The 14,926-nt window shown below is 46.8% G+C and carries 18 protein-coding genes; 10 read left to right on the plus strand and 8 right to left on the minus strand.

The genetic code is table 11. From position 1 onward, the window contains the following. The first annotated feature begins 241 nt into the window (after positions 1-241). Positions 242-688 carry a hypothetical protein gene (locus AB2L51_RS13295; protein ID WP_395582749.1) on the plus strand — a complete coding sequence of 149 codons (447 nt, stop codon included), beginning with the start codon at positions 242-244 and terminating at the stop codon, positions 686-688. A gap of 40 nt (positions 689-728) precedes the next feature. Here AB2L51_RS13295 and AB2L51_RS13300 read toward each other — a convergent pair whose 3' ends face one another. Then, a complete protein-coding gene (locus tag AB2L51_RS13300) occupies positions 729-4,226 on the minus strand; it encodes a DEAD/DEAH box helicase (protein ID WP_395582748.1) in 3,498 nt (1,165 codons plus the stop codon). A 91-nt stretch (positions 4,227-4,317) separates the two neighbouring features. Here AB2L51_RS13300 and AB2L51_RS13305 point away from each other — a divergent pair, with 91 nt between their 5' ends. The 3 genes from AB2L51_RS13305 to AB2L51_RS13315 are packed head-to-tail and all read left to right on the plus strand — an operon-like array spanning position 4,318 to position 5,201. Next, entirely contained in the window at positions 4,318-4,554 is a 237-nt protein-coding gene (locus AB2L51_RS13305; RefSeq protein WP_395582747.1) for a hypothetical protein, read from the plus strand. Between the two features lie 24 nt (positions 4,555-4,578). Further along, positions 4,579-4,806 carry an AbrB/MazE/SpoVT family DNA-binding domain-containing protein gene (locus AB2L51_RS13310; protein WP_395582746.1) on the plus strand — a complete coding sequence of 76 codons (228 nt, stop codon included), beginning with the start codon at positions 4,579-4,581 and terminating at the stop codon, positions 4,804-4,806. Next, positions 4,806-5,201: a type II toxin-antitoxin system death-on-curing family toxin gene (locus AB2L51_RS13315; protein WP_395582745.1), complete on the plus strand. Its 396-nt coding sequence runs from the start codon at positions 4,806-4,808 to the stop codon at positions 5,199-5,201. The genes AB2L51_RS13310 and AB2L51_RS13315 overlap by 1 nt, the downstream gene beginning before the upstream one ends. A gap of 27 nt (positions 5,202-5,228) precedes the next feature. Here AB2L51_RS13315 and AB2L51_RS13320 read toward each other — a convergent pair whose 3' ends face one another. Next, entirely contained in the window at positions 5,229-5,531 is a 303-nt protein-coding gene (locus AB2L51_RS13320) for a helix-turn-helix transcriptional regulator (protein WP_253531425.1), read from the minus strand. A gap of 247 nt (positions 5,532-5,778) precedes the next feature. Here AB2L51_RS13320 and AB2L51_RS13325 point away from each other — a divergent pair, with 247 nt between their 5' ends. Then, a complete protein-coding gene (locus tag AB2L51_RS13325; protein ID WP_395582744.1) occupies positions 5,779-6,339 on the plus strand; it encodes a recombinase family protein in 561 nt (186 codons plus the stop codon). Between the two features lie 9 nt (positions 6,340-6,348). Here AB2L51_RS13325 and AB2L51_RS13330 read toward each other — a convergent pair whose 3' ends face one another. The 4 genes from AB2L51_RS13330 to AB2L51_RS13345 all read right to left on the minus strand — a co-directional run bounded on the left by AB2L51_RS13330 (position 6,349) and on the right by AB2L51_RS13345 (position 9,496). After that, positions 6,349-7,686, minus strand: coding sequence for a hypothetical protein (locus AB2L51_RS13330; protein ID WP_395582743.1), 1,338 nt, complete (start codon positions 7,684-7,686; stop codon positions 6,349-6,351). A gap of 5 nt (positions 7,687-7,691) precedes the next feature. Further along, positions 7,692-8,345, minus strand: a complete 654-nt coding sequence (locus AB2L51_RS13335; RefSeq protein ID WP_395582742.1) for a hypothetical protein — start codon at positions 8,343-8,345, stop codon at positions 7,692-7,694. 55 nt (positions 8,346-8,400) lie between these two features. Further along, entirely contained in the window at positions 8,401-9,027 is a 627-nt protein-coding gene (locus AB2L51_RS13340) for a hypothetical protein (RefSeq protein WP_395582741.1), read from the minus strand. Positions 9,028-9,121: 94 nt separating this feature from the next. Continuing rightward, entirely contained in the window at positions 9,122-9,496 is a 375-nt protein-coding gene (locus AB2L51_RS13345) for a hypothetical protein (RefSeq protein WP_395582740.1), read from the minus strand. A gap of 134 nt (positions 9,497-9,630) precedes the next feature. Here AB2L51_RS13345 and AB2L51_RS13350 point away from each other — a divergent pair, with 134 nt between their 5' ends. Both AB2L51_RS13350 and AB2L51_RS13355 read left to right on the plus strand, forming a co-directional pair. Next, on the plus strand, positions 9,631-10,191 hold the full coding sequence (locus AB2L51_RS13350) for a recombinase family protein (protein ID WP_395582739.1): 561 nt from the start codon (positions 9,631-9,633) through the stop codon (positions 10,189-10,191). A gap of 334 nt (positions 10,192-10,525) precedes the next feature. Further along, positions 10,526-10,921 (plus strand): MobC family plasmid mobilization relaxosome protein, encoded by a 396-nt coding sequence (locus AB2L51_RS13355; protein WP_395582738.1) that lies wholly within the window; start codon positions 10,526-10,528, stop codon positions 10,919-10,921. 479 nt (positions 10,922-11,400) lie between these two features. Here AB2L51_RS13355 and AB2L51_RS13360 read toward each other — a convergent pair whose 3' ends face one another. Then, the gene (locus tag AB2L51_RS13360) at positions 11,401-11,526 is read right to left on the minus strand and encodes a hypothetical protein (protein WP_400922331.1); all 126 of its coding nucleotides are present in this window, start codon (positions 11,524-11,526) and stop codon (positions 11,401-11,403) included. Between the two features lie 57 nt (positions 11,527-11,583). On the opposite strand from AB2L51_RS13360, the gene AB2L51_RS13365 reads away from it, so the two are divergent. After that, entirely contained in the window at positions 11,584-12,306 is a 723-nt protein-coding gene (locus AB2L51_RS13365; RefSeq protein WP_400922333.1) for a hypothetical protein, read from the plus strand. Between the two features lie 186 nt (positions 12,307-12,492). Beyond that, positions 12,493-12,822, plus strand: a complete 330-nt coding sequence (locus AB2L51_RS13370; protein WP_395582736.1) for a hypothetical protein — start codon at positions 12,493-12,495, stop codon at positions 12,820-12,822. A gap of 139 nt (positions 12,823-12,961) precedes the next feature. Here AB2L51_RS13370 and AB2L51_RS13375 read toward each other — a convergent pair. Beyond that, positions 12,962-13,716, minus strand: a protein-coding gene (locus AB2L51_RS13375; protein WP_395582735.1) for an IS5 family transposase whose coding sequence is annotated in 2 segments (ribosomal slippage) — positions 12,962-13,377 and positions 13,377-13,716 — 756 coding nt in all. Because the reading frame shifts where the segments join, the coding sequence is not laid out codon by codon here. A 599-nt stretch (positions 13,717-14,315) separates the two neighbouring features. On the opposite strand from AB2L51_RS13375, the gene AB2L51_RS13380 reads away from it, so the two are divergent. Further along, positions 14,316-14,840 carry a hypothetical protein gene (locus tag AB2L51_RS13380; RefSeq protein WP_395582734.1) on the plus strand — a complete coding sequence of 175 codons (525 nt, stop codon included), beginning with the start codon at positions 14,316-14,318 and terminating at the stop codon, positions 14,838-14,840. The last annotated feature ends 86 nt before the right edge of the window (positions 14,841-14,926 follow it).

The raw sequence follows: 14,926 nt of genomic DNA on the forward strand, positions 1-14,926 counted from the left end.
CAGAACCTTCAATGCCAGCCTACTGCCCCTAAAATCGGGCAAAGACGTCTGTAATTCATGGTTCTTCGAACCCTCCACGTGATAGCGGTGGCGGATGATGTGATGAAGGTAAAGCAGCGATTATAAATCCTGTTTAATTCAATAATATTCGGGGTTTATATTCGACATTAGAAAAATATTTTGAAATTTTACTTTTGTTTGGACGAAACATATGTGTAATAAATCACCTCGGTTGCAATCTATGTCTTGGACTGTTGATGAGGTAGCGTATGAATTAAAGCATGAGGGAGAGAAGGTGGCTCTTTATGCTGACAGGTCGCCTCTTCTTGCTATGACTTTAGACAAGTGGAAAATTCTCTCCGGGATCATAGATGTTTTTGGTCAGGTTAAAGCATCACAAACGGATACAACGCACAATGTACCATCAGGCGTTGCTCATCGCAGTGTTTCGGCTATCACGACAACCAAACCGGCCAATATGGGCACTCGTTGGACAGAAGCTCATGACAAGGATCTGGCTGCTCTGTGGTTCAAAGGTTCAACTCTTGAACAGAGTGGTTCTGAAATAGGCCGAACAGTTCCCAGCGTTGCTTCACGACTGGTGAGTCTTGATATTGAGCCAGATATTGAGAGCGTATATGTTGAAAACCGTTCACGTAGAAATAAGAATATGGCCCCGGCTTCCTGACAACCGGGGCAAAAAAGCCAGATATAAACATCAGGTTGGTTTAACCTGCATTCTCCTTTTCGCAGGCGATTTCGATCCTACGCATAAATTCTTTAGGTGTAATGCGTGGTAGATCCTGTTCAGATGCCACGGAAAAATGTGGTAGACCACCCCAGATTTCAGGATCACCAATCATGAAGAATCTATGTTTTGCTCTGGTCAATGCAACATTCAAGAGATTGGGCTTGCTGGCGGCCCATTGAGCCGCACCCGCAGTTGCTTTATCGCACCCAAGCACCATAAGAACCGTGCTTTCTTCCTTTCCTTGAAAGGTGTGAACAGTACCAATTCTCTCACGACACCATTTCGTCAGTGCAGTTTTAGGCAGATAGTTGCTGCTCCCCATTTCCCAATTGTCAAGATTGCCTAGGGTTTCGATAAGAGCGGTCTTGATACGACGGAAGGGTGAAATGATATAAAAATCTGGCAGATCACCGGTAAGGTGTAGAACCTCTCTTACCGCTTTCAGCGTAAAGTCAATCTGTTCTGTCACGACCTGATGGTCTGATGTTGAACCATCAAGGGTGATCCATGAGCTCTGGCCGAGGTCGAAGCTATTGGCAGGAGGAAGTCGACTCTCAGGTTTATTGTATCCGTGGAAAACCATTTTCCCATTATAGGCGATCGAATTTGCAATAGAGAACATCGGGTCAGCACAGCGTCTATGAACACGCAAAGGGCAACCAACCCATTGTTTTGTACCATTATTTTCTATGTAGGCACCGGTTGCATTGATGCGATCAGCAAGTACCTGCACAGATGTATGAGATGGTGAAAAAATGGGAACTTCAGGATCTGGGGAGTTTAAGCCACTATGTTGCGCAAGCAGGCTGACCAGTTTGGGAGGGACGGTAAATACAGGTTCGATCTGCATCGGGTCACCAACCACAACAGCGTGTTTTGATCTCCAGAGAGCGCCAACAGCAGCTTGTGGGATAGCTTGTCCTGCTTCATCAACAAAGAGCCACCCTAGAGAGCTTTCGCCAAGATCTCTGAACTGGGTTGCAATCGATGCAAATGTGCTGGAAATGACAGGAACAACCATAAAGAGGCTTTGCCATATGGGAAGAGCATCTTCCTTCGGGTTGCTGAGTCTTCCTCCTCCAAGCAGTTTGGTAATGGCCACAAGATTGCCGCCAAAACCACCATTATTTTGTGTCACCTCATAAAGCCATTCTTCGTGCAAGGTCATGGCTGCGGCAAAAAGCTGGGAGCGAAGTCTGTTCAGGTTTGCATCGTACCACAAACCGTCTGTTTGCCAATTATCCTGTTCAAGATCAACTTCATCCGAAGGGAAACGAATAGACGGGAATAGTTGTCGGAATTTGTGAAGTTCGTCTTGCGTTTCTCTCCATGAGACTTGCCCTTCGGTCAGATTGTCGCGGGTTGTCGTTACAGAAGATTCGATGGTTGTAAGTTTTGATCTCGCTTCTTCCAGATTGTTTCGGAGGTCATAGATTTTTTTGAGTTCTTCTTTTTTTAGGTTACGAGTGTCCGAAAGTGCTTTGTCACACTTTTTCTTCTCCTCTTTTTTGAAAAGTTTCTCGAAAAAGCCCTGCGGAGAGGTGGTTAGAATTAACTCTTCTTGTTGTGCAAGAGTTTTAAGTTGAGCTTCGGCTTGATTAAGTCTGTATTTGATGGAATTGAATTCCATCAAGACATCATTATATTCCAGAGTGGCTCTATCAAATGCTTGTTGCAATGGAAGACAGAAGTCTTCCTCAGATAGATTACTTTCGGGAGTGTGGAGTTTTTTATAATCTTCCAGATAAGCAATGCGTTCAGCTACTGCGTTATCAGCTTTGATAAAGGCTTTCCTTGCTGTTTCAAACGATATGCTCTTGTGTTTTTTCCGCCAGTTCCAAATGGATTGCTGAAAATCCGGATCGTAATTCGGTGGGAGTTTGCATTCCTGCGACTTGCCTGCGGGGGTGCCGTCAAATTGCAGTCCCGACTGAAAGTGACGCCTGTTCTGGGATCGACCAAGCGCCGCTGCAAACAGCCCCCACGGAATGTCATCAGTTTTCAGCTTTTCATATTTCCCGTCGGAGCGACGTGAAGCAATATTATGTGCTACCTGCTGGAGGTAACTAACGGGCGCATCGTTCCCTTCTGCTCTCCAGAATTCTCCGATAGCTGATGCTTTTGGGATATCTTTAGAAAGATTTTCGACTGCTGCATTGTTTGAAGAGACAACAACCATCTCGTAACCGGTCAGATCATCATTGAGAAGATTGAGAGTGCTTGTCTCCTGTCCATTATCAAAATCGACTTTTGTTTTTTTCTGGAATGCATCTTTGGCTCGAGTCAGGCGTGATAAAACTCTTGCCCGTCTTGTCATCAGTTCTGAAAAAATATCCCGAAGCAGGGTTGTCTTGCCTGTTCCAGGAGGTCCGTTGATGGAAAAAATATCTCCATCCTGCAGAGTGCCAAGCAGTGTATTGAGTGCAAACTGTTGCATCAGACTCATGGCATGCATGGGGTCGGATGGCCAGTGTGCTGCAGGAAGCTTGGAAGGTTCAAGTCCCTCCATGATTTTTTGCAATCCCTTTGATGTATAGAGATCTACCCGTTTTTGTATGTCTGGTTTCGCGAGATATGCGCTGACCAACCCAGCTTTTGATCCTTGCTTTATGGATCTAATGACGCGGGCAATATCTCGTGCATAAAAACTGTTCAGGATGTCGATATCAGCATCTGACTGAGGGTGGGGGTCAACAACTTCCTCTTCATCTGTTTCATCGCGGCCCTCTGAAAGAGTTCTGGCAGAGTTTTCTTTGTTCCCAACAAATGCCTGTTTTCGTGGTTTGGCTGTTTTTGCTTTGATGACAAGCGCTGGTCCCTTGGAGAAAGTCTGACTGACAGGGCCTGGCCATTCTTTTGACCAGGAAACAAAAATCTCAAGGAGCCTAAGTAGATCTGAACCCGAGAGAGGAGTGGGTTGGCCACTTTCACTATCGGAAGGCATGTCATGGTTAAATTCCAGGAGAGACTGTTTGAGCCAGCGTACATCATCTTCAAAATTATCAATATCCAGCTTGTCCAGACTCAGATTTTCACGACAGCTCCCAAGTGCCCATGAGACTGTCGAAATCGCTACTGAACTAAAAATAGGCGCTCCATTGTTATCCACGCCGATCCGCGCCATGCAGGTCGGTCCTTCAAGCTTTCTGAGTTCGTCTTCCTCGATGGCTTCGAGACCTTCCGAGACACCAAGAACTTTCTGAACACGATTGGCTATCTCGGATTTATCGAAGACACCGATATAGATGTCGAAGCCAACGATTTCCTTTTCGGGAGGTGGTGAAAAATTCCATATGGAGGTGTTGTTCTGGGATAACTCTGACAGTCCAAGACTTTTGATTGACCATTTGTCTTCTTTTTTAACGTCAAGGACGGCGCGTTGTAGTTCAAATGGAAGAAAAAATTCACATTTATGCCAGAAATCGAGGATGTATTCGATGTTAGGATGGTTCGCGTTATCTAAAATTACAGTCATAAAAAATAATCCATCGTTTAGAAACATTACATCTTTTTTTAAAGAGGCGATGGTAGCAGGGCAAGGTTTGAAGCCGGTTTAGGGTAAATCCATGTCAATTTTTTCTATACGTATTAAAAGACGTGGATTTCATGAGGTGCTGATGCTTGAAGACCCTGTCTGTTTAAAGCGGAATCAACTGCATTTTCACGTAAAACCTGCACCTGATCATTGGGTTATGCACTTCGAAGATATTGACGATGATGATTATGCGATAGCGATGGAAGATGATGTGAAGGTAGGCCAGCGGATTGTTCTTGCTATTGGCAGGAGGTACACCATAGTATGACGGTATGTAATACGGAGGTATGTCATGGAAACAGTGGTTGTTCGCAAACAGGGGAATTCCGTCGGCATTACTCTTCCCGCTGAGACCCGTATTCGTCTTGGTCTGGAAGTCGGCCAGGAATTGACGTTGGTGGAAATGGCGGACGGAATCAAACTCGTCAAACGCAATCTCAAGCTGGAGCGCCAGATACAGATGGCGCGGGACACGTTGCGCGAACAGGCTGACGTTCTTCAGGAACTGGCAAAACGTTGATGGTTCCCGAGTTCCTTGAGTCTGATGTCGTTCTCTTCATGCATGATCAGGCTTTACGGGAATATGGTGGCACGCACGGTCTTAAAAGTGAGCACTTATTGCTGAGTGCTTTGGCGCGCGCAGAAAACCGTTGGCACTACGCCGAGGGGAATTTGCCGGACGCGACGACGCTGGCCGCAGCCTATGCGTATGGTATTGCCTGCAACCATCCTTTTAATGATGCCAACAAGAGGACAGCATGGAGTTGCTGTATTCTCTTTTTACGCGTGAATGGTTTCCGTGTTCATGTTGCCGCGTCCGAGGCTGTTGAAACGGTTGTCGCTTTAGCATCCGGGGCGATGACTGAAGAGGCCTTCGCACTTTGGCTCAAACAACATAGTCATGTCGCTCAATAAGTTCAGTTCGGTCGCGTAGATAATATTTTACTCTTCTGCGGTGAATAGTGTTTCCAGTTCCATGCCTGGTGGAAAAAAGGTTGTGAATGACTTTTCGCAATCCAGGCGCAGGCCAGGACCAAGGCTACCTTCAGCGTCCAGAAAAATAATCCCGAGCGAGCAAAGAGTCTCGCGGATCGCCTTCAGGGTACGAGGGTGTGGTGATCGTGTTCCCGTTTCAAAATCAGCCAGTGTTCTGGAGCCGACTTCGGCTTTTTGAGCAAGCTCCTTTTGGGAGAGTCCAAGCATGGCGCGCGCGGCTCTGCATTGTGAAGCCAGCAGAATGGACATTTCAATCATCCTTGTCGGTTGTGAGACGTGTTTGCGTCCGCACTTCCATGTTGCGCTAAAATTGCAGCTTCCATGTTGGTTGTCAAATGGACATGGGTATCTGACACCGAAAAATCGCTCATAAATATACATAAATAAAGCAATATGGAACCAAATATGTTTACAATTGCGTTTTGGCTCGATAAAGAGGTGTTCTGGAGAGTGACATTCTGCGTCGATCGGATGTCAGATGGGATGCTGAGGGGGAATGGGCGTGGCGCGGTATGGATATGCGAGGGTCTCAACGGAGGCTCAGGTCAATGAGCCTCAGATTCTTGCGTTACAGCGTGAGGGTATAGAAACGATCATTACTGAAGTCGTGTCAGGAGCCGTGCCCGCGCGTGCTCGACCTGAACTGTCCACCTTACTGGGGCGCCTGGGGCCGGGAGATAGTCTTGTTGTCGCCCGTCTTGATAGATTGGGGCGTGATACGATGGACGTATTGGCGCTCCTGCGTGAGTTGGATGAGCAAGGTATCCGTGTACGTATTCTCAATGTCGGAGCGGAAACCGGGACGGCCAATGGAAGAATGTTTTTGACGATCCTGATGGCTATAGCGGAATTTGAACGTGAACTGATCAGGGAAAGGACACGTGCTGGACTGGACGCGGTAAGAGCTGCCGGGAGAAAACTGGGACGTCCCTGTTCTCTGACGGAACGTCAGAAAACACATGTGCGGCGTCTGCTTGATGAAGGAATGCCTTTGCGAGCAGTCGCTCTTTTATTCAAGGTCAGTAAGTCAACGATCCACCGTGTTATCAGTGCGTAATGGGTTGATTTATGCGCCGAAGGACATGCCGAGTAATAGTGTTCGCCGGATTGTTTCGTTAAGTGGGTAAAAAATAGCTTGCATTTTTATGAGCCACGTAATGGCTGCGCCAATCAGGTTTCCATGTGAATAGTAAGTAGATACGGAGGAGACCATCATTTGGTATAATGGTTCTCTGACAACGGTATTGGACTGCTGACCAATCACAAAAGCGGTCAAAGCTAAAGCGCTGACCAGTATTGTTTTTCGGAAACGCAGCGTGGGGATGCGCCATTGAAGAAAATAATTGAAGCTTTTGAAAATATGGGTCAGCGCTCCAAGAACAGAAAAAAATAAGGCGATAGGAGGCGCGATAATGGCTTCCATAGCGTCACGCCCGTTGGCGGCTTGTGGGCCATTGTCCTCATAATCTGATGCTGGGTGATTAACCGTTTTTTCATATGTGTCTTGTGTTTTGTAACTGATGATCTGAGGCCATAAAATAAGGCGGAAAGAAACAGGGTTGAGATGAGGGGCAATGGAAATGTTATTGGCCTGATCTATCCCTAATGCTTGGCGTGCTTGGCCCTGAATTTCAGGAGACATGAAAAAATCACTGAATCGTTCGTATATGTGGTTCGGAAGATCACCAAAAATCTCCCTTAGATGCTGTTGATATATTATCTGTCCCTCGGATGGGTTGCGTGCATGGTGCGTTTCTAGCGAGGCATATTGTTGGAATAGGTCATGCATATGATTGACGAAGGGTTTGTAACCTTTATCGAAGAGCGTTTGTGCATCGCCTCCGTTATTAACCAGACTATTGTGAATGGCCGCCAAAAGACCATCGGTAATTTTTACGTCTAGATTGTCGATGGAGAGAATATAAAACGGCAATATGGCCATAACCTGCTTTTCGGAGGGGGATGCCATAGTGCCAATTGCTAAAGGTAGGCCTGAGAGAGTGAGGTTGCCCTTTTGAAGGCCATTTGTGACAAAGTTGATCGTCACAGCTTCTTTGCGTTGTTCTCCTGTAGAGAGGTCAACAAGATGCACAACCAGTTTTTCTTCCAGATTATAAACTGTGCTGGTGCACAGAATGCATGTGACGCCCATTAGAACCAGACGTAGTCCGATGGGGATGCGTGTACGAGGCATGACGAGTGTGCCCCAGACAAGAATTGTCACGGCCATTCCAGATAGGATGCGACCCCAGTTTTCGATATTGTGAATAGCATTGCTGTCGCCAGCACATCCTATGACATCCAGCAGCCGTGCGTTGAATGACAGTTCAAAAATCAGATAAATGAATGTGATGCCAGTGATCCATGGCACATAACCTGCTGGCTTATCCATTGGTGATGGCATGGCGGTCAGTTCTGAAGGTTGATGGATTGGTTTTGTGTGTCCAATCCTCTAATGCCAGATCCAGTTACCTTCCCGACATCATCAACAAAATGAAGGCGTGAGCTGTTGGAAGATGGAGAATGAGGAGGTGTGTAATGGGCACGTGTACGATGTTCTATGCGCTGTACGGCGTTTCTGTAACGAGGGAGGGAATAAAAAGTCTGATCACGGAAAAATAAACCAGGCCCATCAGATGAATGAATTTCCAGTCCATCTTGATTATAAACAAATGAGAAAGGTGGATTGCCACCACTCGCCGGAATAAGGCTGACATGTAAGCTGTGCTGTTTAGCTGTAAGGATTTCCCATGTTGGTAGATAATCACCGGGATAGCGTTGCCCCTGAATGACGATAATGCTCTCGTCAGGATAGGTTCTTTGCATAACTATATGCACGTCATGCAATTCTGAATCCAGAATACTGTGCGTGCCGCGCAATATAAACCAGTCTGTTTTTCCGAATACGGGAGTAATATCAAACCTGTGTCCAAAATACTGGAAGCTGCCAGTGGGTTGTCCCATAGGAGTGAACTGACCATCGACAACCATGCCTGAACAGGACGTTAAAGTGGTGAGTGACAGAAGAAAATACATTCGCCAACAGGCATGGGGCAATGTCACGTTAGTGGTCTCTATAGTACATTGAGTGGAATTATTAAGATATTGACTGCATAAATTACTTATTTTGCAATAGAGATTCTGCGAAAGAAGAATATATTTTATTTCTTGACCTAAAATTAGTTCTATTAATAAAAAATGATACTATGAGGGCTATAAGTAAAATTAGAGAACCAAAACATGAAAAACGGATAAAAAAACGGGAAACACTATCAAAATTGATATTATATTCATTTGATAGAATTATTAGAACTACGACATCGATAAAAAATGCCACTGATATTAATATCTGGTATGCTGTAATTTTTGCAATTGATTTGAATGAATAAGCTCCTCCAGGAAATAAATAAACTTCTTGTGTGGAGTGGTTTTTGAATATTAAATAACTTCCATCTTTTCTGTCTTTGTCAGCTCCCCAAATAAGAGAGACGTTGTGGCCATCACGACAATGAAGGTTGGGGTTGCTTATTTCTTTTTCGTGACCATCTGTCGTTGCAATCCAAAATTTCTGATGCTGATTAACAGTAGTTGTGATTTTGGGCGATGCAATATACCCCCCCTCTTTCGTCACAAAGCCTCCACCACCGGATGAGCTTACATCTGAAGAACTCCAGTTTCGCAATCCTTTAACAGTGCCTGTTATGCCATGGAACCAGACTGGATTGCCATCAATTGTGAAATCCATTTCTATCCTCTGCGTATGATGGTGTTAAGTGAATTTGGCTGTAATTTGGGCATGACAATTTTTGTCATGGAAGTCGCTGGTTCTGCATTGAAGGTTACTGCTGTGTCAGGTGTGCGAGGTCAAAGCCACATGCACCACCATGCCATTCCATGCATTTGTCTTCGGTCGAGGTGACGATGCGTTTGCCCTTTGTCGTGAAGACAACTTTGCATTCGGTCTGCTTATCTCCATTGGGATATGTCAGAACCAGTTGTTCTCCTTGTTGAGCCAACCGGGCGTGGTCAACACCACCGCCACACATATGACCGACAACACTTAAAGACGCTTCATTTGGAGCCGTTATAGTCAGTTCACCTTGTCCATTCCCCATTGAACCTTTGTAAATGATGGGGAAAGCGGGCGAGGCGAAGCACAAACCCGGAAGAGCAATACTCAGCAGAGCGGCGTAGAATATTTTAGGCGTTGGCATTGGTGCTACCATAGTATGAGTGTGCGATATTCTGTTCACAATCCGTCGTTTTTGGGACAGAAGGCTTTCGAATTACGAATAGGGTGAAATGGCGTCTCAAAAATGTGTCCCGTTTACATAAGGAGACACAAACGATGGCGCGTTATGGTTACGCTCGCATTTCCACCGATGAACAGAGTCATGATTCCCAGCTTCTGGAACTGAGAAGGGAGGGGCTGGAGGAGATCATCACCGATACTGTTTCTGGGCGCATTCCTGCGGTGGAACGTCCTGGGCTGTCCTCTTTATTGAACCGGCTGGGGGATGGGGACAGTATGGTCGTGGCGCGTCTGGATCGCCTTGGTCGTGACACGGTTGATGTCATGGGGCTGGTACGAAGCCTTACAGAAAACGGCGTTCGCGTGCGGATACTGAATATTGGGATTGAAACTGGCACGCCCAATGGTCAGCTCTTTTTGACCATTCTTGCAGGCTTTGCCCAGTTTGAACGAGAGATTATCCGGGAGCGGACGAGAGCTGGTCTGGAAGCCGCACGTCAGGCCGGGAAGCGGCTAGGAAGATGCCCTATTCTGACATCCCGGCAAAGGAAGCATGTCTGTGAGTTGAACCAGGCAGGACGGTCTCTAGCCGAAATTGCAAAAATTTTTCGGGTGAGCAGAAGTACTGTCTGGCGCACGGTCAGGGGCGGAGTATAGCGTGCCAAAAAGCACGTTTGCGGGACAATGGCCGTGCCCTCTGTTGGCGGTTGCTTGACAAGTTTTCACAAACGACCGTTTTTCGGACACTCAACGCACAACGATGATGCTGGGTTGCATCTATGATGCGGCATATGTGGCAACCGGATGTGTGCTAAGCAAGGTTCCAAGCATCAAGGCAAAGTGCCGGTTTTATGTTCTAAGCAACGATCTCATTTATAATAGAGCCAGCCGTGCTAACCAGCGGACACGTTGTGTCTACTGATTGGCAAACTGACCAAGGGGAAAGCAGTGCTTCCCCCCGTGGACCCCCTTGTTGTTGTGGAGGATGCCCATGTCTCAAACAGCGCCTGCTCAGGTTCGCCAGAGACGACCTAAAAAACAGTCCGCCAGAACGGAAGGACGTCATCATGACCTGCGTATTCGTTTGTCCACGATAGAGTATGAGAAGGTTCAGGCGGCAGCAGGGGCGGGCGACATGACGATCTCGTGCTGGATGCGTGACCTCATACTGGTCTCTCTTGGCACTGGCGGGGAATACGGGCGACTAGCCGTTGAGATGCAGTCTTTGGCCCGTCAGTTATCCGGGATTGGTAACAACCTGAACCAGATTGCCCATACCCTGAACGGGGGTGGGTCAGTGGATATGTCGGACATTGTGGAGACGTTGCATGGGGTGAATAGTCATAACGCCCGTCTGCGCAAGCTCCTGCGAAAGATACGGACATGATTATCAAAGCCACGCGGATCGTGGCCGCAGATTCATGGCATGGTTTGTGGCGACACCTGATGCGTACGGATGAGAATGAAGACGTCCGGATCATTGAGGGGCAGAAGTTCAATCTTAATCAAGCTGTTCTGGATGCTGTCAGTCATGGATGCGGGTATGGGTTACGGCATGTCATGCTTAATCCGGAGCTGGAAATTACCCCGAAGCAGTTTGAAGACTGTCAGTTAGCATATCAACGGGAGTTCGGTGCGGAAGCCCCCCTTTTGATTGTGGAGCATCAAAAGCCACGGGCGGGTGGTCTGGGGTTTGAACGACATCGCCACATGGTGTTTGCTGAGTGTCTGGAAACCCAACGGGTTCTGGACTCTCGTTTCATAAAAATACGGAATGAAAAAGTCGCGCGGTTATGCGAACTGGCATGGGGGCATCCTCTGACGTCAGGCAAACATAATGACAAGGTGATCCAGCATCTGGAAGCATCACCACACGCAGCCATGAAACAGGCTGCTGCCCATCTTAAGCAGGCTTTCTGGGGAGAACAGGTGCTGCTTCAGGCGACCTTTACGGATGCGGCGCACCAGACGACCAAAAGACGGGCGGGTCATTCGGTGCTGCCAGCCATGCGAGCCGAACTTCGACAGCTCTGGCAGGAGACGGGTTGCGTGTTGCAGACGTTTGTCGAGCGTGCTGGAGAGAGAGGATATCTGGTCACGCAGGGCGACAAACCTGGCGTATGGTTGATTGAAAATGCCGAAGGCTATCATCTGGCTCTGCACAGGGTTTTGCGCCTGCGGCGACAGGACCTGGAAGAACTGATGGATGAGCAGGACCGACCCATGACCGCTACCCTGCCCAGACGGTGGTCTGGCAGGGGGGAGACTTTGCCGCCACTCCCTGAAACATCCGCCTATCAAACATCAATGAAAAAGCTGGCGGATGTGATCCGTCCGCCGTGGAAACGTTCGGACTGTCGTGCTGAGTTATTGGCACGTCCGTATCTGCATGAGGTGCATAAGCTGGAAAGCCAGACAGGTGAAGAGAAACTGGCCGCATTATTGGCGGCACTGATTATGCGTTTTCTGGCTATTTTGTTTGGTGTGAGGGTCGAGATTCCGCCTTTAACGGCACAGGCTGCAAGGCAGAGGATTGAAGAAAAGACACGGGAACTTGCCCAAGCGCGCCAGGAGGCTGTGAGAGCACATTTTGAAATGGACGGTGTTCAGGCAGCTCTGAAGCAGAGACGGTTGCTCCGGAGCTGCCTTGTGTCACAAAATCTGGCAGTGCGTCAGGCCATGCAGGCAGAACAATTGGAACTGGCGATGACATTGTTGGGAAAGCAAAAGCAGACCACGCCTGAAAGAGGGGCAAATAAGAGGGAGATGTGAAAGTGCAGTGGCCGCAGTCGCCTTCTACTGGAACGTAGGGGCCATTACCAAGCGAACCACAAAGCGGACATGCTCACCTAGCTATCACTTCTTCTCAATGTAGCAATCTTTGCGCGACTTTTCGTAAATCGCACATTATCAAGATTAGGTGGTATCGCTGATTACGAGGGCACAATGGCTAGGCAGATGAAGAATTATTCAGGCAAACACCTATACGAAGTGCAGTTGAAAAATGGACGCAGTAATCCTGATTGGTTTGCCTTTCACGAAGGAGTCGAGGAATTGGGCGGCAAGGCTCCAGATTTCGGAGGAATCAATAATATTGCCCTTATAGGTACGCATCACGATCTCACAACAGTTGAGGTCATCGTTGCTCGAAATATGAAAGATGATTCTGACCTGACGGTCACTGAAATCACAAAAGAGTCCATGGAACAAACTCACCATAGTATCTACACAGAGACCATCGATAACTATTTCCTGCCATATGAGAGCTATCCGGCTATTGAAGATTGAACTGAAGCGGCGAGCAATTCACCTTCTGGAAGTCTTGAACGGGCTTCAAGAGATCTACAGCATTCAAAAGCTATAAAAGGTAGCCAGCCTAAGCATCACGTAATAAAATAGCAGATTCTTGTTTTTCTACGGCGTGTCGTCAGTTAAGCAGGATGATGATTGAGGCGAACTGCACGGCTGCGAGGAAGGTCGATTTCAGTTTATCGTAGCGGGTTGCGATAGCGCGAAACTGCTTGAGTTTATTGAAGAACCTCTCAACAAGGTTCCGTTCATGGTAGAGAGCGAAGTCTGTTTCCCGTTGGGTCGCTCTGTTGCGTTTTGGCGGGATGACCGGGGTAATTCCGCGCTGTATCAGCCGATCGATCAACCTGTCCGCGTCATACGCCTTGTCAGCAAGGAAAGCATTAGGGTCGATGTTTTCCAGAAGTGGTTCTGCCTGGGTGATATCGGCATCCTGTCCCGGTGTGATGCTGAGTTCCACCGGGTTGCCCAGAGCATCGCAGATGGCATGAATTTTTGTCGTCAGACCACCCCGGGATCGCCCGATGGCCTGATCCTGCCCCCCTTTTTCAGGGCGCCGGCGCTATGCTGATGCGCCCGGACAATTGTGCTGTCGATCATCATGTATTCGTTGTCGTGATCAGCGGCCAGATAACGAAATATCCGTTCGATGACACCGCTTTCACACCAGCGGCGCAGACGTCGGTGCACATTTTTCCAGTCCCCGAAACGGGCAGGAAGGTCGCGCCATGGAATGCCCGCGCGATAGCGATACAGCACCGCCTCCACGAACAGACGGTTGTCCGCCGCTGTGCCGCCGACATGACTTTCGCGGCCGGGAAGAAGATCCTTTATCCGCTCCCACTGGTCGTCGCGCAAACCATAGCGCCGCATTCTTCTGTCTCCCCTCAAAAACCGGGAAAACAGTCAGCACACGCAGCCACAAAGTACAACCCTTATGCGCCACACTCAGGGCTTAACTGACGACACGCCGTAGTCGTCAGAGGACATTTCGCCCCCCAGCAAGGCTGCCTATCGCCATCATCTTTAGCGATTTATACTCAATTTAACCAATTTAGAATAGGGAATACTATGAACAACTATATACGAGAAATGCTTCAGGCGCTAGATTCTTTCGATATCCCGGATATTGGTCCAGAAATCAACAATGTAACTGTAGATTATGATGGAAAAAAATCACCTCTGTAAACATACATTCTGATTATGGATTTAGTCTATATAATAGAATGAGTCCGAGCATATATGTTATAAATAGCTTGTACTATCAGATATTTGATGCGTGGGTAGATATAAAACATCCAGAGACTATAGGTCGCTCATTTATAGATAAGTACAATAGAATGCCAAATAATAGTAATTTCGAAAAATGCATTAGTCGGATTTATAGAATATTAACGTGCATTAGGAATATACTTATACACAACCATAATAATATTAGTTTTTCTGGGGGGAATTTAGAGTCAAAATTCATAATGGGGCACGGAAAAAAAGAATTAGAAATAAATATAAGTATAGCTATTCGTTCAATATATGTTTTATATAAGATTGTTAAGCTCATATCTATAAAAGAGATGTCAGCCACGAAATATAATACAGATATTATTTTATCTATGTTCTCGTCGGCATTAAAAGGTATTAATCAGTTTCATGATTATGTATTCGGAAAAACAGACGTTCCCATATTGAATCCACATATTGAAGGATTAACTATTTCATGGAGAAGAAGATACTTCCAAAAAAATACCATTATTAATGAAAACGAAAATGATGGGCATATAAGGATTCTTAATCCATACACTATCTCTGAAAGAGATACTGTACCTGCAGGTGTCGACTACAATATTGTAGTATCTGGAGAAAATTACATTGTCCCATCAGAGGCTTTTGAGCACGAGATAGGGATAAACAAAAGTGAACTACATAAATGGATCGTTAAAAATCAAGAAGAATGTCCTTTTTATCTGAATTATAACAATATTACTCAGGCGTCACGTTAAATAATAAAAGAAGACGAAAGAGGGGGATAACAGTAAAACTCTACTTTATTTCCCTGCTGAACGGACAGTCAGCTCTCCCCCGATAG

The sequence above is a fragment of the Acetobacter fabarum genome, from assembly GCF_040702925.2.
In the GTDB taxonomy this organism is placed as follows: domain Bacteria; phylum Pseudomonadota; class Alphaproteobacteria; order Acetobacterales; family Acetobacteraceae; genus Acetobacter; species Acetobacter fabarum_B.